This is a genomic window from Pyrococcus kukulkanii, from assembly GCF_041647995.1.
GTDB lineage: Archaea > Methanobacteriota_B > Thermococci > Thermococcales > Thermococcaceae > Pyrococcus.
The window spans coordinates 552743-574666 of the sequence record NZ_JARRIB010000001.1 but is presented as its reverse complement, the minus strand read 5'-3'; the positions used below and the strand labels follow the sequence as shown (position 1 = coordinate 574666).

Annotated in this window: 23 protein-coding genes and 2 pseudogenes; 14 read left to right on the top strand and 11 right to left on the bottom strand. The window is 46.5% G+C overall.

All coding sequences use genetic code 11. From position 1 onward, the window contains the following. Position 1: 1 nt before the first annotated feature. Positions 2–172, top strand: coding sequence for a hypothetical protein (locus P8X24_RS03495; protein WP_372914074.1), 171 nt, complete (start codon positions 2–4; stop codon positions 170–172). Here P8X24_RS03495 and P8X24_RS03490 read toward each other — a convergent pair. The 4 genes and pseudogenes from P8X24_RS03490 to P8X24_RS03475 form a co-directional block, all read right to left on the bottom strand. Continuing rightward, positions 169–480: a PIN domain-containing protein gene (locus P8X24_RS03490; RefSeq protein ID WP_372914073.1), complete on the bottom strand. Its 312-nt coding sequence runs from the start codon at positions 478–480 to the stop codon at positions 169–171. The genes P8X24_RS03495 and P8X24_RS03490 overlap by 4 nt on opposite strands. A gap of 106 nt (positions 481–586) precedes the next feature. Then, positions 587–823, bottom strand: a complete 237-nt coding sequence (locus tag P8X24_RS03485; RefSeq protein ID WP_372914072.1) for a hypothetical protein — start codon at positions 821–823, stop codon at positions 587–589. Between the two features lie 56 nt (positions 824–879). Continuing rightward, positions 880–1068, bottom strand: coding sequence for a hypothetical protein (locus tag P8X24_RS03480; protein ID WP_372914071.1), 189 nt, complete (start codon positions 1066–1068; stop codon positions 880–882). A gap of 65 nt (positions 1069–1133) precedes the next feature. Further along, positions 1134–1397 (bottom strand): annotated as a pseudogene (locus tag P8X24_RS03475) (DUF234 domain-containing protein); the annotation flags it as partial. 330 nt (positions 1398–1727) lie between these two features. Between P8X24_RS03475 and P8X24_RS03470 the strand changes: the two are divergent. Then, on the top strand, positions 1728–1910 hold the full coding sequence (locus P8X24_RS03470) for a hypothetical protein (RefSeq protein ID WP_372914070.1): 183 nt from the start codon (positions 1728–1730) through the stop codon (positions 1908–1910). Positions 1911–1918: 8 nt separating this feature from the next. Here P8X24_RS03470 and P8X24_RS03465 read toward each other — a convergent pair whose 3' ends face one another. Next, positions 1919–2080 (bottom strand): hypothetical protein, encoded by a 162-nt coding sequence (locus tag P8X24_RS03465; protein ID WP_372914189.1) that lies wholly within the window; start codon positions 2078–2080, stop codon positions 1919–1921. Further along, positions 2007–2531, bottom strand: a complete 525-nt coding sequence (locus P8X24_RS03460) for an AAA family ATPase (RefSeq protein ID WP_372914196.1) — start codon at positions 2529–2531, stop codon at positions 2007–2009. Before P8X24_RS03460 ends, P8X24_RS03465 begins: the two co-directional genes overlap by 74 nt. Positions 2532–2573: 42 nt before the next feature. Here P8X24_RS03460 and P8X24_RS03455 point away from each other — a divergent pair. Continuing rightward, a pseudogene (locus P8X24_RS03455) lies at positions 2574–4441 on the top strand (aldehyde ferredoxin oxidoreductase family protein). Here P8X24_RS03455 and P8X24_RS03450 read toward each other — a convergent pair. Genes P8X24_RS03450 through P8X24_RS03440 form a run of 3 tightly spaced genes read right to left on the bottom strand, consistent with a single transcriptional unit; the run spans position 4438 to position 6371 of the window. Next, positions 4438–5157 (bottom strand): sulfite exporter TauE/SafE family protein, encoded by a 720-nt coding sequence (locus tag P8X24_RS03450; protein WP_372914069.1) that lies wholly within the window; start codon positions 5155–5157, stop codon positions 4438–4440. The pseudogene P8X24_RS03455 and the gene P8X24_RS03450 overlap by 4 nt on opposite strands. Then, entirely contained in the window at positions 5157–5534 is a 378-nt protein-coding gene (locus tag P8X24_RS03445) for a ribonucleoside-triphosphate reductase (protein WP_372914068.1), read from the bottom strand. The genes P8X24_RS03450 and P8X24_RS03445 overlap by 1 nt, the downstream gene beginning before the upstream one ends. 3 nt (positions 5535–5537) lie before the next feature. Then, on the bottom strand, positions 5538–6371 hold the full coding sequence (locus P8X24_RS03440) for a geranylgeranylglycerol-phosphate geranylgeranyltransferase (protein ID WP_372914067.1): 834 nt from the start codon (positions 6369–6371) through the stop codon (positions 5538–5540). 67 nt (positions 6372–6438) lie between these two features. Between P8X24_RS03440 and P8X24_RS03435 the strand changes: the two genes are divergently transcribed. The 3 genes from P8X24_RS03435 (at position 6439) to P8X24_RS03425 (ending at position 7924) form a co-directional block, all read left to right on the top strand. After that, the gene (locus tag P8X24_RS03435; protein WP_372914066.1) at positions 6439–7395 is read left to right on the top strand and encodes an NAD-dependent epimerase/dehydratase family protein; all 957 of its coding nucleotides are present in this window, start codon (positions 6439–6441) and stop codon (positions 7393–7395) included. Between the two features lie 79 nt (positions 7396–7474). Next, complete coding sequence (locus tag P8X24_RS03430; RefSeq protein ID WP_372914188.1) at positions 7475–7648, top strand: zinc finger domain-containing protein; 174 nt, start codon at positions 7475–7477, stop codon at positions 7646–7648. Next, on the top strand, positions 7649–7924 hold the full coding sequence (locus P8X24_RS03425; RefSeq protein ID WP_068322730.1) for an elongation factor 1-beta: 276 nt from the start codon (positions 7649–7651) through the stop codon (positions 7922–7924). It abuts the gene before it with no gap. Here P8X24_RS03425 and P8X24_RS03420 read toward each other — a convergent pair. Continuing rightward, complete coding sequence (locus tag P8X24_RS03420; RefSeq protein ID WP_372914065.1) at positions 7921–8940, bottom strand: tetratricopeptide repeat protein; 1020 nt, start codon at positions 8938–8940, stop codon at positions 7921–7923. The genes P8X24_RS03425 and P8X24_RS03420 overlap by 4 nt on opposite strands. A 179-nt stretch (positions 8941–9119) precedes the next feature. On the opposite strand from P8X24_RS03420, the gene P8X24_RS03415 reads away from it, so the two are divergent. The 6 genes from P8X24_RS03415 to P8X24_RS03390 all read left to right on the top strand — a co-directional run bounded on the left by P8X24_RS03415 (position 9120) and on the right by P8X24_RS03390 (position 17165). Beyond that, a complete protein-coding gene (locus tag P8X24_RS03415; protein ID WP_372914064.1) occupies positions 9120–10406 on the top strand; it encodes an ABC transporter substrate-binding protein in 1287 nt (428 codons plus the stop codon). 36 nt (positions 10407–10442) lie between these two features. Next, positions 10443–11291, top strand: a complete 849-nt coding sequence (locus P8X24_RS03410; protein WP_372914063.1) for a carbohydrate ABC transporter permease — start codon at positions 10443–10445, stop codon at positions 11289–11291. Next, positions 11288–12121: a carbohydrate ABC transporter permease gene (locus P8X24_RS03405; RefSeq protein ID WP_372914062.1), complete on the top strand. Its 834-nt coding sequence runs from the start codon at positions 11288–11290 to the stop codon at positions 12119–12121. Before P8X24_RS03410 ends, P8X24_RS03405 begins: the two co-directional genes overlap by 4 nt. 6 nt (positions 12122–12127) lie before the next feature. Next, positions 12128–13222, top strand: a complete 1095-nt coding sequence (locus P8X24_RS03400; RefSeq protein ID WP_372914061.1) for an ABC transporter ATP-binding protein — start codon at positions 12128–12130, stop codon at positions 13220–13222. A 217-nt stretch (positions 13223–13439) separates the two neighbouring features. Beyond that, positions 13440–16445, top strand: a complete 3006-nt coding sequence (locus P8X24_RS03395) for an anaerobic ribonucleoside triphosphate reductase (RefSeq protein ID WP_372914060.1) — start codon at positions 13440–13442, stop codon at positions 16443–16445. After that, positions 16446–17165: an anaerobic ribonucleoside-triphosphate reductase activating protein gene (locus P8X24_RS03390; protein WP_372914059.1), complete on the top strand. Its 720-nt coding sequence runs from the start codon at positions 16446–16448 to the stop codon at positions 17163–17165. Here P8X24_RS03390 and P8X24_RS03385 read toward each other — a convergent pair. Continuing rightward, positions 17155–17910, bottom strand: coding sequence for a hypothetical protein (locus P8X24_RS03385; RefSeq protein ID WP_372914058.1), 756 nt, complete (start codon positions 17908–17910; stop codon positions 17155–17157). The two genes, P8X24_RS03390 and P8X24_RS03385, sit on opposite strands and share 11 nt — an antisense overlap. A gap of 1039 nt (positions 17911–18949) precedes the next feature. On the opposite strand from P8X24_RS03385, the gene P8X24_RS03380 reads away from it, so the two are divergent. Both P8X24_RS03380 and P8X24_RS03375 read left to right on the top strand, forming a co-directional pair. Beyond that, positions 18950–20398: a radical SAM protein gene (locus tag P8X24_RS03380; RefSeq protein WP_372914057.1), complete on the top strand. Its 1449-nt coding sequence runs from the start codon at positions 18950–18952 to the stop codon at positions 20396–20398. After that, the gene (locus P8X24_RS03375; RefSeq protein WP_372914056.1) at positions 20398–21783 is read left to right on the top strand and encodes a B12-binding domain-containing radical SAM protein; all 1386 of its coding nucleotides are present in this window, start codon (positions 20398–20400) and stop codon (positions 21781–21783) included. The genes P8X24_RS03380 and P8X24_RS03375 overlap by 1 nt, the downstream gene beginning before the upstream one ends. The last annotated feature ends 141 nt before the right edge of the window (positions 21784–21924 follow it).

Genomic DNA, 21924 nt, shown 5'->3' with positions numbered 1-21924 from the left:
TATGGAGGAAAGACTGGCCTTCATAAGGCTCTACGTTAAAAAGCTGAAGGAAAATCCCGACGAGGTTTTTAGACAGCAAGTAAAGCTAGTAAATTCCTTTTTAGCATCGGCCAAAAACTTCCCGCTGAGTAAGGAAGAGTACTTGAGGATGAAGGGAGAATTACGGGATTAAACCATCCTAACAGCCTCGTTCAGGGGGAGTATCTTTACCTTATCCTTAATTTCCCTAGTTAACTTTTTATCACCTGCCAGAATCGGCGTTGCTGTGGCCATGGCTAGGGCAACATAAGGAACGTCCTTGGGATCAGGACATATTCTTTTTGCTTCTTCTAGGAAGTCCTCGTAAACCTCTCTATCAATTGTAATTATCTGTTCTCCGATTTTCTCTAAGAGGAATTCAACTTCTTCGTGACTAAGACGAGTGATCTTGACCAATTTAGCATGGAGCCTCTTCAGTTCCTCCCAAAAGTAATCTGGCACAAGGAATTCGAAAGTCCTTGATATATGATTTTTCACAAAAGTTCTTGAGCGGTTCCTCTGTTGTAGAGGGCTGAGAAAACGACGTTGTAGTCGAGAACTACCTTCATCATAACACACCATGTCTTCTCGCAATGGCCTCTGCTAGCTCCTCCGCTAGTTTTCTCCCATCTTCTTCAGACATCTGGGATTTTTGGAAGATTTCCATGAGCCTCTCGGCTTCTCTTATTCTCTCCTCTATTTTCTTAGTTACTTCCACAGCTATCATGCGCCTGACGATTTCCTCAAAATCTTTTCCGAGACCTTCCGGGATTTTTACCTTAATTACGACCTCAACCTCTCCCATCCCGTTACCTCCCAATAGGAAGTGTGCATCCGTTTCCTCCCGCACCTACTGTCGTTTCAATGAGTAATCACTATCAATGAATTCCTGGGGTGCGGGAGGTTGGCTTCAACTGTTGGGTTCATTGGAACCACCGGTTCCTCACCCAACAGTTCATCAGCCTTCGGGCTGAACGGAGACAGCACCAAATACTGTTTAGTCTTCAAGACCCTCCGACGCAGAGCGTCGTCATCGGGCTTAACCACCATACCTAATTGAGTTTACAGGACAAAAGTAATTAAAATGTTACGATTGTAATGACCCAGAGAACAGCCTATCCAAGTACCTTTCTCCCTACTTTGAAATCATTCAACTCAAAAACTAGATAACCTCTTTCCCTTAACGTTTCCTTTTCCCCAATCTTTTTGGCAATTAAGCCATAGGATTTTCTCCATTGTTCCAAACCAACAAGTTCAGCTTTCCTTTCTAATTTCTCAAGTATCCTTTTTGCATTCCTCTCACTCAGCTCTTCCCACTTCACTTCAACGAAGAGAGCTTTCTTTTCCCTCTCATTCAGAGCAACGATATCAATTTCCTCTTTTTTGTGCCACTATCTCCCGATTTTGGTGAATCTATAGAGCGGGTTTCATCGTGTTGGGGAGGATGACGCCGGTAGGCGTCCTCTCAATCGATAAACCCCGAGCCCGCTTGGGCGGGTAGGGGTAACGGGCCCTAGACCGGGCCCGCGGGCTGAGCCGAAACCGGCGACGGGAGTAGGTGATGAGCCCGCAAACCGATGAAGGCCTTGAAGGGCTGGGGTAATGACACCCAAGAGGAACCCTCGCCCTTCAGGGCGGGGAGGAGGTCGGTGGTGCTTCTCTGCCAACTATTCCGAGGTTTAGGAGTATGCTGAGGTATCGCGTTAGTTTTGAGCTCTCGAGCCCGTCGCGTTCTTCAGCTCGTTGAAGGAGCGGTAGCCGTAGCTTATCGCCTCGAGTATTGTATTGTAAGTGCTGAGGTCGCGAAGCTCGTAGCGGAGCAGATACTCGGCTTCTTCGTAGAGAAATCCTCTATTGAAGAACTCCTCTTTTGCATTCTCCTCTGGCGATAATGAAGGATCTACTCTGGGATTCCATCGACCATTCCGTAAACTTTCACAAGATCTTCAAGACTGTATCCTGGGAGGAACTCGTGGATATCATGGAACTTAAGTGGTTCTACCTTTAGGGAGAGAGTCCTCCTTCCATAGAGCGGGCTGCCATATGGTATCAAATCCTCCATCATTGAAATGCTGGAACCGCAGAGTACTATGACTCCTTTTCCTCTGAAGTCTAGATGTTCTTGTATTATACTTAGTTAAAATCTGAAATTCGTCAAATATTACAACTACATCTTCGGGAAGTCGCTCAAAGAACTCATAAAATGACTTAATTGGATGCTTCAGCAGGGAGATGTCGTTTGTAAGTGAGAAGAGCTTCGCGTTGAGTGTCTTTAAAGTTTCGTGGATTTCTTCCTCCTTACAGAGGTGATAGAGAGTCCTAAAGTCCTTTGATGCCTCAACTAAGAGCCTTGTCTTTCTGACTCTCCTCCTTCCATATATTATAACGAGGGATCCCCTCTCGAAGGCTTTCCTAAGTGTCCTTAGCTCCTCCTCCCTGTCGACGAACTTTTGTGTAATCGTGATTATATAATCATTTATAAAACTCTTCCGATAAACACATCTGCCGAACAATTTTCTTAAACGTCTTAGCTTAACCCCAGGTAAGGGGGACTAATGAAAGGTTACAAGGGGAAAATTCTCAGGGTCGATCTAACAAGCGGTGATGTTTTAATAGAACCCCTTGAGGATGATGTTATAGAGAAGTTCATCGGCGGGAAGGGGCTCGGCTATTATCTCATGTACAAGGAGGTTCCCCTAGGGACAGACCCCTTCAGCCCGGGGAATAAGTTGCTCTTCGTTCCTGGAGCCCTAACCGGTCTAATCCCAGGATCCAGTAAGGTTATAGCCGTGAGCAAAAGTCCCGAGACTAGGCTAATAAGTGATTCGAGCGGTGGAGATGCCTTTGGTTCAAAGCTCAAGGGTCACTTTGATGCCGTGATAATAGAGGGGAGGGCGGAAGAACCAGTTTACATCCACATCTACGAGGGCCAGGCCGAGATCAGAGATGCTGGGGAGCTATGGGGGAAGGGAGTTTACGAGGCAACTAACGAGCTCTGGAGGAAGTATCCAAAGGCCAGCATAGCGATGATAGGGAGGGCCGGGGAAAACAGGGTGAGAATAGCGAACATAGTTTACGACTCAGAGAGGGCCAGCGGAAGGGGAGGCCTTGGAGCGGTGATGGGTAGCAAGAACCTTAAAGCCGTGGTAGTTGAGCCTGGGGAGAAGCCTGAGGTAGCCAATAGAGAGGAGTACGAGAGGCTCTGGAAGGAGTACTACGATTCCTATGCCACAGATCCCAAGTACGAGCACACCCGCAATTACGGAACCACGGATGGCCTAAGGAGCTCAGCCTCCCTGGGAATGAGCCCTGCCTACAACTTCTCGAGGCCATACATTCCCGACGAGCTGGCGAGCAAATTGGCTGGGGATGAAGTTAAGAAGTATGAGATAGAGCCGGAATGGTTCATCCACGGAAAGAGCTGTCCGATTAAGTGCGCCCGTTATGTAGAGGTTGAGTACAGGGGCAGGAGGATAAGGGTGAAGCCAGAGTACGAAAGCATAGCCATGCTCGGTGCCGCAACGGGTGTATTCAACTTTCCGGCGGTGGCGTACTTCAACCACCTTGCCAATGACCTCGGTCTCGACAGCATAGCCGCTGGAAACGTCATAGGCTGGTTCTTTGAGCTTGTTGAGAGGGGATTAATAACGGGGGAAGAGATAGGGTTTAAGGTCAAGGGATTTGGCGATGAGGAGGCTGAGGAAAACTGCTCATGCTAATAGCCGAGAGGAAGGGTATTGGGGCCGTCTTGGCGGAGGGAGTTAAGAGGGCCTGCGAGATCCTAGGAAGGGGTTGCGAGTTTGCGGTTCACGTTAAGGGCCTAGAAGCTCCGGCCTGGGATCCAAGGGGTAGGAGGACTTACGCCTTAAGCTATGCAACGGCCGACGTTGGGGCCTCCCACATGAGGGGCTGGCCGAGGCCCCATCAGCTGCCAAATCAAGGGCCCGCTAAAGAGCTCGTTCCTTCGTTGATTGAGGCCAGGGACGAGAGCTACATCTTCGATATGCTTGGGGTCTGTAAGTTCGTTCCCTACAAGCTTGATGATCTCGCTAAGTTCTTCTCAATAGTCACGGGAAGGGAGTGGAGCGTTGAAAAGCTAAGGAGAGTTGCTTGGGCAGTTGAGAGCATAGCCAGGATTCATAATGCTTTGGACTGGGTAACTCCGCCTTTGGATGACATCATACCCCCAAGGTGGTGGGAGCCAGAGCCCAATGGTCCTGCTAAGGGCAACGCTGCATTTATAGACTACAATGACTTCCTTGAGGCGAGGAAGGAGTTCTACAGGCTTAGAGGATGGCATGAGGAGCTCGGCGTCCCACTGCCGGAGACCATGGAGAGACTTGGCTACCCCGAATTCAAGGAGGATGCTAAGAGAGCCTTGGAGGTCGTGAGGGGGGAGGCTTTAATAATTTTATTCTTTTAAAGGATCATCCTCAAGGCCATAATCACCAAAAACATTGCAAAAATCTTCTTGAGGATTTCTGGATGTGTCTTGTGGGCAGTAGTGGCTCCAAGGTAGCCTCCCACTATCAGTCCTGGGGCTAGGGTTAGGATTATCCTGGGGTCAACGTGGCCCAACCTGTAGTGCCCTATGCTCCCGGCGAGCGCCGTAAAGAATAGGGCAAGGCTTGAAGTTCCTATGGCGTACCTCATTGGTATCCCTGCCAGAGAGTGGAACAGCGGGACGTTTAGAACTCCACCACTTATCCCCAGGAGACCGCTCATAGTTCCTGATATGATCCCTATTATCGGAATCGCTCTGTAGTTTATGTTCGGATTTTCATCACCCTCTTCTCTCTTCTTCAGAAGGGTGTAGGAGAGGTACAGGAGTAAAATCCCAAACGCTATCCTGAGGGCTTTCTCAGGCAATAGGGACGAGGCATAGGAGCCTAAAATCGCGGAGGGAACTGAAAATACCTCTTTCAACAAAACAACTTTAGGTAACACGGAATCCCTTCTTAGATGGGTCACGGCCGAAGAGAAGGAGCTTACCGTTATGCACGCCAAGCTCGTCCCTATTGCGAGGTGAATGGGCTTCCCCAGGATAACTAGGGTGGGAACTATCAGGAAACCTCCTCCCACCCCGAGGAGCCCAGCGAGGAAGCCTATGCCTAATCCAAGAACCGCGAACTCAAGCATCAGTACTGCTCCCTCATCGTCCTTATCACGGGGTCATGGATTAGGGTTGATGTTATACTGTCAACCATCCTGAAGAACTCTTCTTTACCCCTCTCTAAGTCTAGGTTTTGAACTCCTATAACCTCAAGCTCTTTCCCCAGGATCCACTTTCCCAGGATGATCTTTTCTTTATCTCCCTTCTTTGCGTCAATCCTGACTAGGCCATAGGGAATATCCGCTGTCCACCAGTTTGCCTTAAACGTTACCTCCCATCCAGCTTTTCTTACAGCTTTTTCGAGCATTTTCATAGTATCTAATGGGCCGGATTGCGTTTTAAAAGTAATAACAAGCCACAGCCCATCCTTATCCATGTTCTCCCTAATTATGTCCTCCAACATTTTTCATACCCCCCTGGTTAATGCTCCTAACAAGAAGCTTATAACTGCTATGAATGTAGCCATCTTCAAACTTTTCTGTGACTTATTGGCCTTCTTGGGATCTCTCAGAACATCGATGCTTGCCTTTAATATCATGCCATCTACTATTATCATTGGGGCGTATCCCAGCCCTATTCCAACCTTAACAGGAAGGAATGAAGCTATAACTGTGGCGAAGCCAAAGATTGAAGCTATTATTCCAGCCTTTCTCTCTCCCAGGATTATTGGCAGGGTTCTCGCTCCCATCTCCCTGTCCCCTTCAACGTCTTCAATGTCCTTCATTATCTCCCTCGCAACATTAACGAGGAACGCGCATACGGCCAAGTACCCGGCAAGCCCAATTCTACCTACTCCAACAGCCCCATATATTGGGGTAACTCCGGTTAGCGTTGCCACGGCTAAATTCCCCACGAAGGGAAGGGGCTTGAGCTTCCATGCATAAAGGAAAGTTAGAGCGTAAGCTACAAATGCGAAGAGAAACGCTTCAACCCCAAGGAAATATGCTAGGATTAACCCAATTGAGTACTGAATTAATGCATAGTACAATGCGACCTTCCTGGGAATTGCCCCCCTGGGGATCGGCCTCTCTGGCCTGTTTATCTTGTCTATCTCGTAGTCGAAGTAGTCATTAATGGTGTTCCCCGCAGAACAGCCGAAGTACACCACCAAAAATATTAGGGCTAGCTTTTTCAGTCCGGGAATTCCCTCATAGGCAACTAGGGCACCTAAAATGCCAACTATCCCAGCTAAGATGCAGTTGTGGGGTCTCATGATCTCGATGAAAGCTTTACCCTCCACTTTCTCCCCCATCTTAACATTGGAAAAGTGTAAATAAGGTTAATGGGAAACCTTTTTGGGTGGTAAAATGAGGGTTTTGGTGACGGGGGGTGCTGGGTTTATAGGGTCTCACTTGGTGGATGCGTTGATGGAGAGGGGATATGAGGTAAGGGTTCTTGATGACTTGAGCGCTGGAGTCCTTGAGAATATAGAGAGGTGGCTCGATCACGAGAGGTTCGAGTTCATAAAGGGAGACATGAGGGATCCTGGGATAGTGGAGGAGGCTGTGAAGGATGTTGACGTTGTCTTTCATCTTGCTGCAAACCCTGAAGTCAGGATAGGCTCCCAAAGCCCCGAGCTCCTTTATGAGACGAATGTGCTGATAACTTATAACCTCCTTCAGGCCATGAGGGATTCTAACGCTAAGTACTTGGTCTTTACATCATCTTCAACCGTCTACGGTGACGCCGAGAAGCTTCCGACCCCGGAAGACTATGCTCCCCTTGAGCCAATAAGCGTTTATGGGGGAGCTAAGCTGGCGGCTGAGGCCATGATAAGTGGCTACGCTCACACTTTTGACTTCAACGCCCTGATAATTAGGCTTGCAAACATAATAGGGAAGAGGTCTAACCATGGCGTCATCTATGATTTCATAAACAAGCTGAGGAGGAATCCTGAGGAGCTTGAGATTTTGGGGGATGGGACTCAGAGGAAGAGCTACCTTCACGTGAGTGATACAATTGAGGGCATGCTCACGATATTCGAGCACTTCAGAAAGGAGGGTAAGAGGGTCGACTTCTACAACTTGGGTAACGAGGACTGGATAACCGTTAGGGAGATAGCCGAGATAGTCAGCGAGGAGATGGGCCTGAGTCCCGAGTTCAAGTTCACGGGTGGTGTTGATGGGGGAAGGGGCTGGAAGGGAGATGTTAAGTTGATGCTCCTCGATATAAGCAAGGCCAAGAGGACTGGCTGGAGACCGAGGCTGAACAGCCACGAAGCCGTGAGGAGAACCGTTCGAGAGTTGCTAGGGAAAGATTTATAAGTGGCCTCTTTAACCCGATGACAGTTAAAAAGAAAAACCTTCCCTTCTGGGGGTGTGGGTGTTGGCAGAGGCAGTTAAGATGAAGTTCGAGATACCCGTATGTACCTCATGTGGAAGGGAGATCACACCTAGGGAGCATGCCACTCACTTCGTCTGTCCCAACTGCGGCGAAGCTATAATCTGGAGATGTGAAACCTGCAGGCTTCTAGCGAAGCCTTATAAGTGCCCGAAGTGTGGATGGGAGGGACCCTGAATGAGCGACTTCAACCTTGTTGGGGTTATTAGGGTAATGCCAAGCGACCCAGAGGTAAACCTTGATGAGCTTGAGGAGAAGCTTAAGGCAGTAATTCCAGAGAAGTATGGCCTTGCAAAGGTCGAGAGGGAGCCAATAGCCTTCGGTTTAGTTGCACTAAAGTTCTACGTCCTTGGAAAGGATGAAGAGGGTTATTCATTCGATGAAGTTGCGGAGAAGTTCAAAGAAGTGGAGAACGTAGAGAGCGCTGAGGTTGAGACTGTATCAAGGATTTAAAGGCTTAAACCCAAACTGAGCTTGGGCCTCTTCCACTCGTCAAGCATTGCCTTTAAATCTTCGTTCTCTATTTTTCCATATAGCTCCTCGAACTCTTTCTTTGCTTCTTCGTTTCCAAGTCTCCACTCTGCAAGCTTCTCTATCGCCTGGAAGAACTGTCTCGTGTCATCTTCAAAGAGCTCGGCGAATACTGGGGCTACATCTTTTAAGGCCTGATAGTTTGATTCGTTGAAGAGCCCCTCAATAAACTCGAGGACTGACTCGAATGCAATCCCATATAGATCTTCATCACTCTCCGCCCTCTGAAGCGCCTTTCTTAAGCTTAAAGCAGCTTTCTTGTTCTCTCCTCTTCCCGCGTATATTTCACTCTCAACGAGCCTTGAGTGAACCTCTATCTCCTCATCTATGGGGTTCCTTAGGACTTCTTGTATAAGTTTCATTGCCTTCTCGTACTCTCCTAGCTCGTAGTGGAAGTGGGCTAGGTCGATCAGGCTTATAAGGTAGTTCTTCTCGTCATTTAGCTTTGCGAAGATGTTCCTCGCCTTCTCCATTATTCTTATTGCCTCTTCCGTCTCTTCGAGCTCATCCTTAACGATCGCGATGTTGGCAAGTGTTAGTGCCTTCTCCTTCTCATTTCCTAGTTCTTCCTCTACCTTAAGGAGTTCTTCATAGGCTTTTAGGGCCTCTTCAGGCATCCCAAAGTGCTCATACGCATCAGCTAGGTAATAAAGTGCTTCCGCGTACTCCTCTCTGTCTTTACCTTTCCTTTTTTCAACAACCTTTTTGTACAATTCTATTCCTTTTTCTGTTTCCCCTAAGTGCTCGTACGTGTGTGCGATTTCGTGGATTAAATCAAAGTTCTCGCATTCTATTGCAACTTGTCCTGCCCTTTCCAGCTCCTTTTTCAACTGTTCTTCCTCTTCTATTATGTCTAGGTAATCTTCAATAATCTCAAGGAGCTTTTCACAGTTCTTTTCTTTTATCGCGTTCTCCCACTCTCTTGTAATCTCTTTCATCTTTATCCCCGTTTAGGCTAGCCTAATTAGTATTAAAAATGTTAGGATTTATGTCAAAAATCTAGAGTCAACCTTTTCAGATTGAAATTGACATGTCTAAAGCCCATTTTGGGAAAATGAAGTTTCAGAGGGAAAAATAAATAAAGGTGTGTGCATTTTATATACCTTGGTGAGTAAATATGAAGAAGGCTGTTGGGATTTTAGCAGCCCTCCTCTTAGCTGTAGCAGTGTTTGTCAGTGGATGTATTGGTGGGGGAGGGCCAACGAAAATCGTATGGGCTTCTACACAGCTGAATCCACCAGAAGAAAGAGCTTTTGTCCTAAATGAGCTTATTCCGCCCTTTAAAGATAAGACCAGCATTGATGTCGATTTTATCCCCATAAGTTACTCTGATCTAGCAACGAGGCTTGAAGGTGAGGAGCAATCTGGGCAAGTGACCATTGACGTTGTTGCAGATCTTCACGGTGGTCTTGATTACTTTAATGCTAAGGGCTGGCTAACTGATTTGAGTGATAAGGTAAAGACCCTCCAAGGAAGAACGTTCATAGAGAGCTACATGAACTACGCCACCGATAGGAACGGTAAGGTCTTCTACGTTCCATGGATGAGTGCAACCTATGTTATGGTTGTCAACAAGGAAGCCTTTAAGTACCTCCCATCGGGACTTACCGAGCAGGATGTTATCCAGGGAACTGAGAAGTGGACCTATGAGAATCTCTTAGCTTGGGTTAAGAACATCTATGAAAAGACTGGAAAGAAAGCCTTTGGGCTTCCGGCTGGGCCAAAAGGATTATTACACAGGTTCATACATGGTTATCTCTATCCGAGCTTTACAGGATATGAGGCTAAGAAGTTCGACAGCTCTGAGGCAATAGATATGTGGAACTACTTCAAGGAGCTCTGGAAGTACACTAATCCAGCATCAACGACCTGGGATGCAATGGCAGACCCACTCTTACAGGGTGAGGTTCTAATTGCCTGGGATCACACAGCTAGAATAAAGAATGCCATTGTGACTAAGCCCGACCAATTCGTGGTAGTCCCAGTTCCAAGGGGACCGAAGGGCAGGGGGTTCATTGTAGTGCTGGCAGGACTTGCAATTCCAAAGAACGCTCCACACCCAGATGAGGCTTGGAAGCTCATTGACTATCTTACTCAGCCAGAAACCCAGGTTAAAGTTCTAGAGAAGGTAGGATTCTTCCCAACAGTAAAAGAAGCCGCTAATGCCGTTCCAGAGGGGCCACTTAAGATTCTAGTTGAGGGAGTAACTGCACAATCATCAACAAAGGATGCTTTAATTGTCATGATTCCAAACCTTGGTGAGAAGGGTGGTGAGTTCAGCGGTATCTACAGGGATGCCTTTAAGAGAATAATCCTCCAAGGTGAGGATCCACAGAAGGTTATTAGTGAGCTAGGGCCAAAACTTCACAATCTCTTCAAGGAGAAGGGAATTCCTGAGCCATGATTCTCTCCTTTTCTTTTTAACTTTGGAGGGGTTGGCATGAAAGCAAAACATGTTCCTTATTTGCTTCTCTTGCCAGCGGTGGCATATCTTCTATTTTTTATTGGTTATCCTCTAGTTCAGGCTCTTTACTTAGCTTTTACAAAGAATGGGGCGTTTTCTCTTGAGACAGTTAGAAGAGCTACCTCTGACCCGACCTTTTGGCAGGCCCTCAAGTACACTATACTGCTTGCGGTAGCTATCGTGCCAGTTCAGTTAATTCTAGCTTTAATATTAGCTTTAGCAGTTAATAGGGCATTTAGAGGTAAAGACTTTACAATATATTCTTTGATAATTCCCCTAACGATTAGTGATGTTGCTGCGGGCTTAATCTGGTACACGATGCTTTCCGATTATGGTTTTATGAACAAGCTACTTCTGAACTTGGGCCTCGTTTCCCAGCCGATCCACTTCTTTGGTTACGAGTATAGGATGATGGAGTTTCTGGCCATAGTTATAGCCGAGGTGTGGAGGGCTACTGCCATAGTCTTTGTCATAATACTTGCAGGATTGCAAATGATTAGTAGGGAGTACCTCGAAGCTGCTGAAGTGTTTGGTGCTGGTTACTGGACGAGGCTCAGGAAAATAGTAATCCCAATGCTTAAACCAAGCATCCAGAGTGCCCTAATAATTAGAACACTGTTTGCGATGCAGGTCTTCGGTGTCGTCTGGATCTTAGCAGGGAGAGATATTCCAGTTCTGGCCGGAGAGGGATTCTATCAATTGACGGAAATTAAAGACTATGGAGTTGCGTCAATTTATGCATTGACTATCGCATTGCTCTCGATAATCCTTGGGGCACTGTACGTCAAGTTCCTAAAAGCTGAGTACTTGGAGGTGAGGACATGAACGACAAGACTAAGTTTATGCTAAAGAAAGTGGCTTTTTATGCATTCATTTTCACGGTCGTTGCGTGGATCCTAATTCCGATAATAGTCTCTGCTCTCTATGCATTCTCAACCAAGCAGGACTACTACGATCCTCATAAGATAATTCCCACGCACTTTACAACAGAATGGGTCAAGACTATACTCTTCACTTTGGGAGCTTGGGATGGCATAAAGAACAGTGTCATCGTGGCCGTTCTTACCATTGTAATAAGCTTTGTCCTGGGCATTCCGGCAGGGTACGCGATTGCAAGGTACGCGTTTAAGGGTAAAGACACTATAAAGCTCTCCATAGTCGCATTAAGGATGTTTCCCATACCTGTTATGGCAATTCCTCTAGTTGTGCTGTACATAAAGCTAAACTTAATTGACACACTATTGGGAGTTGCTTTAGCCCACACGGCAATGGCCCTCCCCTTCGTAATCCTAATAACTTCAAGCATTTTCGCTGGGGTGGATAAGGAGCTAGAAGAAGCAGCGATGGTTTTTGGTCTAACAAGGTTCGGTGCTTTCAAGAACATTACTCTCCCCTTGGCTCTTCCAGGATTAGCGGCTGCTGCAATGTTCACGTTCGTCATGAGCTGGAATGAGGTATTCGTAGCATCGATCTTAACCCTGAAGAATAGAACTCTTCCAGCCCAGATCCTCTCCATAGTTGCCGGGGCGGCTGGAGGTGCGGCTCCTGCCTACTATAAATTCGCTGCTGCATTCATAATGATACTTCCAGCGATGCTGTTCATATTCTTCGCGAGGAGGTACCTCGTGACGATGTGGGGAATAACCTTGAGGTGATTGAGGATGGTTGAGGTTAGGCTTGAAAACCTGACAAAGAAGTTTGGAGACTTCACTGCGGTAAATAAACTCAATCTAACGATCAAGGATGGCGAATTCTTAGTCTTGCTGGGGCCGAGCGGTTGTGGAAAGACAACAACATTAAGAATGATAGCCGGCTTGGAAGAACCAACCGAGGGGAAGATATACTTTGGTGATAGGGATGTAACCTACCTACCACCCAAGGACAGGAACATAAGCATGGTCTTCCAGAGCTATGCGGTTTGGCCTCACATGACGGTTTATGACAATATAGCCTTTCCGCTGAGGATAAAGAAGTTTTCAAAGCAAGAGATTGACAAAAAAGTTAGATGGGCCGCTGAACTTCTCCAGATAGAGAGCCTCCTTGACAGGTATCCAGCGCAACTTTCTGGAGGTCAGAGGCAGAGGGTTGCAGTTGCTAGAGCCATAGTAGTTGAGCCTGACGTTCTCCTAATGGACGAACCCTTAAGCAACCTTGACGCTAAGTTAAGGGTCGCGATGAGGGCCGAGATAAAGAAGCTCCAGCAAAGGCTCAAGGTCACCACGATCTACGTAACCCACGACCAAGTTGAGGCAATGACAATGGGAGACAGGATAGCGGTGATGAATCAAGGAAAGTTGCTCCAAGTTGGTCCACCAACCGAGGTTTACCTGAATCCAAAGTCGGTGTTCGTTGCGACGTTCATTGGTGCCCCTGAGATGAACATCCTCGAAGTGTCAGTTAGGGAGAACTACTTAGAGGGGAGAGGGTTCAAGATAGAACTACCCCACGATATAATGGATCTATTAAAGGACTACATGGGCAAGGATGTTCTCTTTGGAATAAGGCCAGAGCACATGATAATTGAGGGAATCGGCGAGATGGCCCATATGAAGAGAACGACGAAAGTTAAAGGCAGGGTTGATTTCGTTGAGGCTTTAGGTACGGACACTATAGTTCATGTAGTCCTTGGTGATGAGCTCATCAAGGTCAAGCTCCCAGGACACATCCCGCTGGAGGTCGGGAAAGAAGTAAACGTGGTCATGGATGTTGAGAGGATTCATGTCTTTGACAAATCTACAGAGGAGGCTATAATCTAGTTGTCAGAATGACATTATATTGTTCTTTAGATTTTCGTTTTCCACGTCTAACTTCTATTATGTTGTCAAATTGGCGGTTCTCTTCTTCATATTTGACATTGTGATATATCCTTGTCTCAATTCTCGATAATTTGTTGGTTATTTTATCCATAACTCCTATAACTGGAGGATTAAATACTAAAAACTTGGACAAAATATCCAAGAGGGGGGGTAAAATATGGAAAAAGTTTCAGACATGATTCACGAATATGCAAGGTGGGGGAGCCTAGACGTCTTGGAAAACGCAAATAGATACCCTGGGCCGAGCGGTTTCTTTGCCTATGTTATGGAAGAAGCATTAAAGGACAGCATAAACCTGATTCCAGAGGTTGGGAGAAAGGCCCACTTTAATGGAGATATCTACATCCACAAGCTCCCATACAGTCTTTACATTCCCTACTGCACGGGCCACAGCATATCTAGGTTGCTTAAGAAAGGCTTAAAGACGCCCACCATAATCTCAAGGCCCGCGAGGCACTTCGACACCTTCGTTGACCACGTGGCAAATTACCTGATAACTCTTCAGCACTACTTCTCTGGAGCTCAGGCCTTTAGTAGCGTTGAGTGGTACGCTGGGCCGTTCATAAGGAAGGAAAACCTTGACAGAAGGAAGATAAGGCAGAACATTCAAAGATTAGTCTACAACCTAAACTATCCAACGAGGATTGGCCTCCAGACACCTTTCACGAACTTCACGGTAACGCTCGATGCCCCAAAGAAAATGCTCGATGGTGATCATGCTGTTTACGACGGGAGGGAAGTTGAGCCTTTGGGAGAGTACGAAAAGGAAGCTAAGGAATTCTTCATAGCATTGACCGAAGTTCTTAGGGAGGGAGACGCCATAGGTCAGCCCTTTACGTTCCCTATCCCAACGCTCATGGTTACCGCTGATATGATATGGAATGACCCAGAGGTGTTCGAGGCTGTCTTCACAACCGCAGCAAAGAGGGGAAGCTTCTACTGGCTGAATACGAACGTTGTAGACCCTGATGCGAGCTATGCAATGTGCTTATATAAGGATGAAAGGATTATATACAGGCACAAAGGCAAGGTCTTCATTTCAACGATAGAGGAATTCTTTGAGAAATTCGCGGGAGCATTGGAGGCAAAAGAGGAGGATGGTGCCGAGTGGTACCTCCCGAAGGAAGACGTTGAGGTGCTTGCAGTTGATATTGAAAATAAGTTAATCAGGTGGAGGAAAGTTAAGAGATTCTTGAGGAAGCAATTTAATAGGGCAATTCGGATAAATCTAGTAGATGGCAGGGTTATCGTGGTTTCACCAGATCATCCAATTCCAGTATACGTAAAGTACGATAGATCGGTTCGGCTAATGAAAGCTGAGGAACTATTAACGCGTTCTCATGGGCAGCATCCTTACAGGATACCGATTCTAGTGTATGAAATGCCGGGTGAGGAAGTTGAATTAGAGCTAGAAGATGGCAGAAAAATTAAAGTTGACGAAAAATTTGGATACTTTTTGGGGCTTTTCTATGGGGATGGGACGTTAATCAGGAGTTCTAACATGGCGAGTAGAACTCGAGGGGAAAAGCATAGGGGCGGATACTATCTAACTGGCATTCAATTTTCAATAAACAGTGAAGAGACGGAAATCAAAGAATTCCTAATAGAATTTTCGAGGAATGTATTAGGGAAGGAGCCCAAGATCAGCGTTGACCCTAGGTGGGAAAGCGTCACATATGTCAGGATTTATGACAGTTATCTTGCCAGAACGCTCTATGATAACGGCGTGTCTGGATTAAGTCACGAAAAGAGGATTCCCTGGTTCATATTCTCAGCTCCTGCCTCGGTTAGGAAAGCGTTCCTTAGGGGGTTACTGGAGAGTGATGGTTATTGGAGGAGGGGATCTTGGGAGTTGCACATAAAGAACGAGGGATTAGCCCTTGATACTTTATTCTTGGCGTCAATTTCTGGGATGTCGGCATACTTCAGGAAGAATAGAGATGGCTCGGTTGTAGTATATTTCCCTGGAAGCTACAGGGGCAAGATTGGAGATTCTAAATACGCAAGATCCCATCATGATGTCGAGGGTGGAATTGGATGGGTTGCGATTCAGAGCATCGAGGAGATTGAGGTCGAGGACCACTTCTATGACGTGGAAGTCGAGGAGTTCCATCATTTCGTTCATAGCGATGGCGTAGTAACCCACAACTGTTGTAGGATAGCTATTGATAGAAGTGAAATGGCCTTTGCCTTTGGCCTAAGCGGGAAGAGCGTTGAGGAAGAGGCCCTTAAAAAACTTGAGAGACAGCGTTTTGGCGGATTGTGGGCCATGCCAGACGTTACCGGCTCGGTAAACGTCACCACAGTTAACCTTCCAAGGATAGCCCTTAAGGCGAGGGATGATGATAAGTTCTGGGAGGAGTACGAGAGGGTTCTAGAGGTAGTTAAGATAACCACGGACTGGTTTAGGGAGAGATATCTGGCTCTTATAAGGAACTATCCCCACATGTACAGCATGATAGTTAACTACCTCGAGGAGTTCCCCTCAAGCCACTTCAACACGATTGGAATTTTGGGCCTTCCCGAGGCCGCGGCAATCTACCTTAACGATCCAAAGCTCTGGACAGAAGGTTCAAGACGGGACTGGCTCAAGGCAGCTGAGCTTATGAAGGAAATGGTTGAGTTCGCGACTTCAAAGGCTAGGGAATGGATGAGAAAAACTGGAACTCCTTGGAACGTTGAGGAGGTTCCTGGGGAAAGTGCTGCAGCTAAGCTTGCCATAAAAGACCTGAAGGAGTTTCCAGAGCTTAGGGAATACCTCAGCGACCCGGAGAATCCGATTTATTCAACGAGCATCGCCCCGTACTACGGCTCTCTTGAGCTTGGCGACAGGATAAGGATAGAGGAGAAAGTTCAGAAGAGCTTCACCGGAGGAGTAATGATGCACATATTCCTGGGGGAGGAGCCCGATCCTGAGGCCCTCGCGAAGCTGACCAAGAGGCTCATGAGGACTGAGCTCGTTTACTGGAGCTACACTCCAGCGATAACCATCTGCAACAAGTGCGGCTACTCCACCACGGGTCTGCATACACACTGTCCTAAGTGTGGAAGCGAGGACGTTGAGATCTGGAGCAGGATCATCGGCTACTACAGGCCCTTGAAGAACTGGAATCCCTTCAGGAAGAAGGAGTTCTGGACGAGGAGGCATTACAGGGGTGGTTGAATGCTTACCAGCGGGTGGAAAGCGGTAAGCATGGTTGACGTCCACGGGAAGGTCACCTTTACGCTTTGGCTCTGCGGGTGCAACCTCAAGTGCCCATTCTGCCACAACTGGAGGATAGCCGAAAGAAGGGGGTGCTTCGAATTGCCCAGGGATGCAATGCTCGAGGAGCTTTCCTCACACTCTTTCCTAATTGATTACTTCCACGTTACAGGTGGAGAACCTTTAATGCAGTGGAGGGAACTAAAGGATCTTTTAGAGGATGTGAAACCCTTAGCGGATGTCAGCTTGAACACCAACCTAACGATAGTGAGGCCGTTGGAGGAGTTACTAAGGTTTGACCTTGTGGATCATATTGCCACTGATATAAAGGCGCCACCCCAGGAACTTTATGGTCTACCAAAAAATGCAAGTGAGAAACTTTGGACGTTATTCCTTAGGGGTCTAGAAGTAATTTCTGAGTACGACCTTTCTCTGGAACTGAGAATCCCAGTTCCCAAAAAGTTTGACGTGCTTCCATGGATTGAAGAGGCCCTTAGACATGTGAACACGAATTTTTATGTTGTCTTGAATCCCTTGGTAGGTAAACCCCTTACAAATCCAAGGGATGATCATTGGTGCTCTCAGCATTGCTGGCCAGATGAGGAAGAGGTTTCTAAAATAGAAAACAGGTTAAAGAGCCTGGGAATTAAGGTTTTCATTAATAGATGGGTCACTGAGTAGTGTACTCTTTGTATATTTCTTCGAGCTCCCTTCTTATGCTCTCAATAGTTCCTTTATCCCAATGAAATGCCATCTCTACTTTTTCCTCAAATTTTTCGCTAGTTCTCATGTAAATGCTGGCATCAATAATTTTCTTTGTCACCGGATCGTACGTTACATTGGCTTCCACTACCTCAATCCTCCACGTGTTTGGATAAACTCCGAAGACATCTTCCCCATTACTTTTCTTTATATACATAGTGCATTTATCATTGCATTCTTCTGAAACTTTCGTCTCATTAAACTTGAATTCATCTGAAAGGGTAAGAGCTATCTCCCCATATGGAATGGCTATCCTTTTTGCCACTGTATAGTTGAACTTCTTGATGTCCTTATATGGCCTGGTAACGTTTCCTACTGTCATCTTCATAATCATCTTGCCAGTTCCGTTTTCCCACAAAATTATTGAGGATGAGCTCCAACGTACGTCTTTAAATCCCTTAGCTTCTCTGTAGGATAGAACTTTATCTTTTAATATCACGGCCTTTCCTGTAGATATGCTCACGAGGGAACTTTCATTTTCTAGCCTTAAAATCCATGTAACGGCGTACTGGGATTCATTTTCTAGGAGCTTGTAAAGTGTTCTTCCTTGTACCTGGGTGGTTGTTGGGGTTTGAGTAGCTTTTTCTCCAATACATCCACTAATTGAGATTGCCAGAACTAAAAGGAATACAAACCAAAACCTATATCCCATTACTTTCACCATCCCTACAGGGTAGCCTGAAGTTTATTAATATATCCTTTTTCTTCATGACACTTCACTTCTCCCTTTAACATTAGAGGTAGGAGATGCGGCAATTGAGAATTCAGCTCCTTATAAATTGAAACCTTTTTAAATTCTTGTAGCATAGAAGGCCGTTCTGGGGATCTTTAGAGTGATTTTACTCGTATGGGAGAGATGACCCCTGTGAGCTTTTGCTGAAGATAACCTTAAACTTGCTTATCGGAGACCAGATCTGGAGGGCTGAAGCTTAGAAGGATAGGCTCGAACCAATGAACCTTTGGGTTATACCGCTCAAGAGGAATCCTCGCCAAGGAGGAAGTCGGCTCTACCCCCTATCACCGTTCTAACTTGGTTCGTCGAGTAGGTTAGCGTCATCGGGCATGGTCAGAAGCATCCTCAAGAAGCGATAAAATATGAGAGCACTTAAAATTCCAGTCCAGGGGCTGTGAGAAGTTCCACGAAGGTTCCTGACTTCATCTATGGACTCTATTTGTGTTCCTGAAGTTCATCTTACAATGACTTTGAGGATCTCGGTAGCGTGGGAAAGAAACTCAGCTGGAAGGAAGTGTCGTGAGAATTTTATGTCTTAAAACGCAGGGGAGAAGAGCTTAGCGTATTGTAAGCTTCAATAGCAATTCCCAAAATTCCCTGCAAGTTGCACTCACATTTAGTGTTGAGATTTGGCGTGAAGTAATTGAAGTGTAAGAGAAAGTTGAGGGCGGGTGAGGCTGGAGAGTTTGATCTTTTTCTTTTCAAGCCTCCTAATGGGAAGGTCTTTGGATGTTAGGTGCGATTAGGAAGCTTGGGGTTGATGGAGTTAAATTCACCAGGACTCTCAAAATTAGTGTTCAAATGTGGGTTTTGATGATATCTAGAAAGAGAGCACGTTGAAGAGTAGGACTTGAGAGACTGTTAGATTAAGGAGTCAGAACTTAAAGGAGTATGGGGCAAACATGAGTAACAAAAATTAGATAAAGTTAAAAATGTATAAATCTCACCATAGGTATGAAGGTGAATTTTCATGAAAAAATCAGATGTAGCCTTGAATGAAGCGGAAATAATAGAATATCTTCATAAAGTGATGGATAACAGGTTTGCAAGCTTCATCCTCAAGGAGATGACGGAGGTCAAAAAGCTGGAAAAATCTCTTGGTGTGTATGCTGGGGTTGTAAAACCAAAAGGCATCAGAGAAAGGCTTCATGCGAAAATCGTTGGAGAAGCTCTTGAGAAGGGTGCCGAGAAATTCGGGGTGAGTCCCGAGGCGATTAAAAGTCACCTCAAGGATCCATATATGAGGAAAGGGTTTGCCGTGGTTCTTAGGAGCATAGCGGAATATGGAATCACGAAACCTCAGAAGTTAATTGCACCATTTTTAGTCGTCTGGGACTTCACGAAGCAGTGCAACCTCAGGTGCAAGCATTGCTACGCTAACGCCACTCCATATCCGGCACCCGATGAGCTGACTCTTAAGGAAAAGCTGAATGTTGTCGACCAACTTGACGAGGCAGGGGTCGCCGCTCTATCCTTCTCTGGAGGAGAACCCTTGATAAACAAGGACTTCTGGAAGGTTGCCGAATACGCTGCCTCAAAAGGCTTTTACCTCTCAGTCGCTACGAACGGAACCCTCATCTCTGAGAATGTTGCGAAAAGACTGAAGGAGGTTGGGATAAGGTACGTTGAGATAAGCCTCGACGGACCAACTCCGGAAATTCACGATGAATTCAGAGGAGTTAAGGGTGCCTTTAACGCCACAATCAGGGGGATAAAGAACGCCAAAGCCGCGGGACTCAGCGTTGGCATAGCAACGACGGCGACCCGTGAGAACCTTGACTACATTCCAGACATACTGGAGCTCGCCAGGGAGCTGAAGGTTGACAGGTTCATAGTATTCAACTTCATACCTACAGGAAGGGGGAAGGAGATAGTTCAGGAAGATCTCACCCCTGAGGAAAGGGAAGAGCTCATGAAGTACCTCTACAAAGAATGGAAGAAGGGAGGCATCCAGATATTCTCTACCTGCCCGGCATACGCGAGAATATCAATAACCGCGATGGAGCGTGGAGAGGGCGACAAGGTCTCGCCAACGCATTTTGCGGAAATTGAAATACCAAAGGAGTTTGGTGGGGCGGCAAAGGCACTAACTGAGTTCATAGGTGGATGTGGTGCGGGTAGGATTTACTGCTCAATCGAGCATAATGGAGATATCCAGCCCTGCGTGTTCATACCCATTAAAGTGGGCAACGTCATAAAGGACGGCTTCGTGAACGTGTGGAAGAACAGCGAGGTCTTCAAGAGACTGAGGGATAGGGATGCACTTGATTACGCCTGCAGGAATTGCCCGTTCAGGTACGTATGCGGCGGCTGCAGGGCAAGGGCATACGCGTATTATGGTGATATCCTTGCCCCCGATCCTGGATGTATACTGATGAAAAAAGAATGGGAAAAGCTAGTTCAGAAGGTGGCTTCATAATGAAGATTCTACTCGTCTCGCCCCCGACTATCAGTGCTATTAAAGCAATTGTCGGCACGACTGGCCCGCCTCTTGGCTTGGCGTATTTAGCTTCTATGGTAAGGGATGAGCACGACGTTAAAATCGTTGATTCCTTAGTGGAGGATTACACTTACAGGGACGTAGAACGGATAATTAAGAAGTACGACCCCGATGTCGTCGGAATAACATCAACGACTTCCATGATGCCTGATGCCTGTATAGTCGCCAAAATCGCAAAGATGCACAACGAGAACGTCAAAGTTGTCATGGGAGGTCCCCATGTCACGTTCGTACCAGAGATGACTTTCAGAGAATGTCCGTATATAGATTTCATAGTGCGGGGGGAGGGCGAGATAACGTTCAAGGAGCTTATTGATGCCCTGGATAAGGGAAAGGATCCATCAGATATCTTAGGACTGAGCATAAATATGGGAGGAAAGGTGAAAAACAATCCTCCTCGCCCTCTCATAAAGGACATTGACACGATTCCCATACCCTCTTACGACCTGCTCCCCATGAAAAAGTACCAGGTGGATGGGGTGAGGTTCGGAACTGTGATGACGAGCAGGGGCTGTCCGTTTGACTGCGTCTTCTGTTCCTCCTCCGCGCAGTTCGGCAAGAGGTGGCGTGGGCATAGTGATTCGAGGGTTATCGAGGAGCTAAGAATACTCCACGATGAGTACAAGATTCGTGAGATAGAGTTCCTCGATGATACCTTCACGTTAAACAGGCCGAGAGCGATAAGGATTGCGGAACGGATTAGGGAGGAAGGCCTGGACATATCATGGTCGGCCTCTTCGAGGGTCGACCTCTTCACAGATGATGTTGCCAGGGCGATGAAGTCCGGCGGCTGTCATACCGTTTACTTCGGAATCGAGTCCGGCTCTCAGAAAACACTTGACTTCATTGGCAAAAGGATAACTCCAGAGCAAGCAGTGGCGGCCGTTAAGAAGGCAAAAAAGTACGGACTCAATGCTTTAGGTTCCTTTGTCATTGGTTTTCCAGAGGAGACGAGAGAAGACGTCGAGAAGACCATAAAATTCTCCAAGAAGGTGGGGGTAGATTTTGCTCAGTTCACGATAGCCACTCCATATCCTGGAACGAGGCTATGGAATTATGCTCTATCGAAGAACCTTATCCTGACGTTCAACTGGAGAAAATATACCACGTTAGATCCTGTTATGAAACTGAAGAATTTCACCTCTGAGCAGATAAAGAGGATGCTTCAGAAAGCCTATCTATCCTTCTACCTGCGCCCCTCGTATTTAATTAAGGATATAATTTCGAGAGGGGGCTTCATATTTAAAAGAGCAATTCCAAGAGCGATAGATTTGCTAAGAGCAAGAATAACGAATAACATCTGACTTATAATTAATCATGGGGTGAATTTGGGGGTTTATATATTCCCTCGCCTTCTTAAGCTGTTCCTCTTTTTGTGGTTTTTGTGAGTCTTTGGGGGAATTAGTGGTTCATTATTCGATAATGGGCAACTAGTGTGGTTTAGT

Excerpts from the sequence above, each read along its gene's own strand:
- P8X24_RS03495 (WP_372914074.1), top strand. The coding sequence starts at position 2 with ATGGAGGAAAGACTGGCCTTCATAAGGCTCTACGTTAAAAAGCTGAAG.
- P8X24_RS03485 (WP_372914072.1), bottom strand. The coding sequence starts at position 823 with ATGGGAGAGGTTGAGGTCGTAATTAAGGTAAAAATCCCGGAAGGTCTC.
- P8X24_RS03480 (WP_372914071.1), bottom strand. The coding sequence starts at position 1,068 with ATGGTGGTTAAGCCCGATGACGACGCTCTGCGTCGGAGGGTCTTGAAG.
- P8X24_RS03465 (WP_372914189.1), bottom strand. The coding sequence starts at position 2,080 with ATGGAGGATTTGATACCATATGGCAGCCCGCTCTATGGAAGGAGGACT.
- P8X24_RS03450 (WP_372914069.1), bottom strand. The coding sequence starts at position 5,157 with ATGCTTGAGTTCGCGGTTCTTGGATTAGGCATAGGCTTCCTCGCTGGG.
- P8X24_RS03445 (WP_372914068.1), bottom strand. The coding sequence starts at position 5,534 with ATGTTGGAGGACATAATTAGGGAGAACATGGATAAGGATGGGCTGTGG.
- P8X24_RS03435 (WP_372914066.1), top strand. The coding sequence starts at position 6,439 with ATGAGGGTTTTGGTGACGGGGGGTGCTGGGTTTATAGGGTCTCACTTG.
- P8X24_RS03430 (WP_372914188.1), top strand. The coding sequence starts at position 7,475 with ATGAAGTTCGAGATACCCGTATGTACCTCATGTGGAAGGGAGATCACA.
- P8X24_RS03425 (WP_068322730.1), top strand. The coding sequence starts at position 7,649 with ATGAGCGACTTCAACCTTGTTGGGGTTATTAGGGTAATGCCAAGCGAC.
- P8X24_RS03420 (WP_372914065.1), bottom strand. The coding sequence starts at position 8,940 with ATGAAAGAGATTACAAGAGAGTGGGAGAACGCGATAAAAGAAAAGAAC.
- P8X24_RS03415 (WP_372914064.1), top strand. The coding sequence starts at position 9,120 with ATGAAGAAGGCTGTTGGGATTTTAGCAGCCCTCCTCTTAGCTGTAGCA.
- P8X24_RS03410 (WP_372914063.1), top strand. The coding sequence starts at position 10,443 with ATGAAAGCAAAACATGTTCCTTATTTGCTTCTCTTGCCAGCGGTGGCA.
- P8X24_RS03405 (WP_372914062.1), top strand. The coding sequence starts at position 11,288 with ATGAACGACAAGACTAAGTTTATGCTAAAGAAAGTGGCTTTTTATGCA.
- P8X24_RS03400 (WP_372914061.1), top strand. The coding sequence starts at position 12,128 with ATGGTTGAGGTTAGGCTTGAAAACCTGACAAAGAAGTTTGGAGACTTC.
- P8X24_RS03395 (WP_372914060.1), top strand. The coding sequence starts at position 13,440 with ATGGAAAAAGTTTCAGACATGATTCACGAATATGCAAGGTGGGGGAGC.
- P8X24_RS03390 (WP_372914059.1), top strand. The coding sequence starts at position 16,446 with ATGCTTACCAGCGGGTGGAAAGCGGTAAGCATGGTTGACGTCCACGGG.
- P8X24_RS03385 (WP_372914058.1), bottom strand. The coding sequence starts at position 17,910 with ATGGTGAAAGTAATGGGATATAGGTTTTGGTTTGTATTCCTTTTAGTT.
- P8X24_RS03380 (WP_372914057.1), top strand. The coding sequence starts at position 18,950 with ATGAAAAAATCAGATGTAGCCTTGAATGAAGCGGAAATAATAGAATAT.
- P8X24_RS03375 (WP_372914056.1), top strand. The coding sequence starts at position 20,398 with ATGAAGATTCTACTCGTCTCGCCCCCGACTATCAGTGCTATTAAAGCA.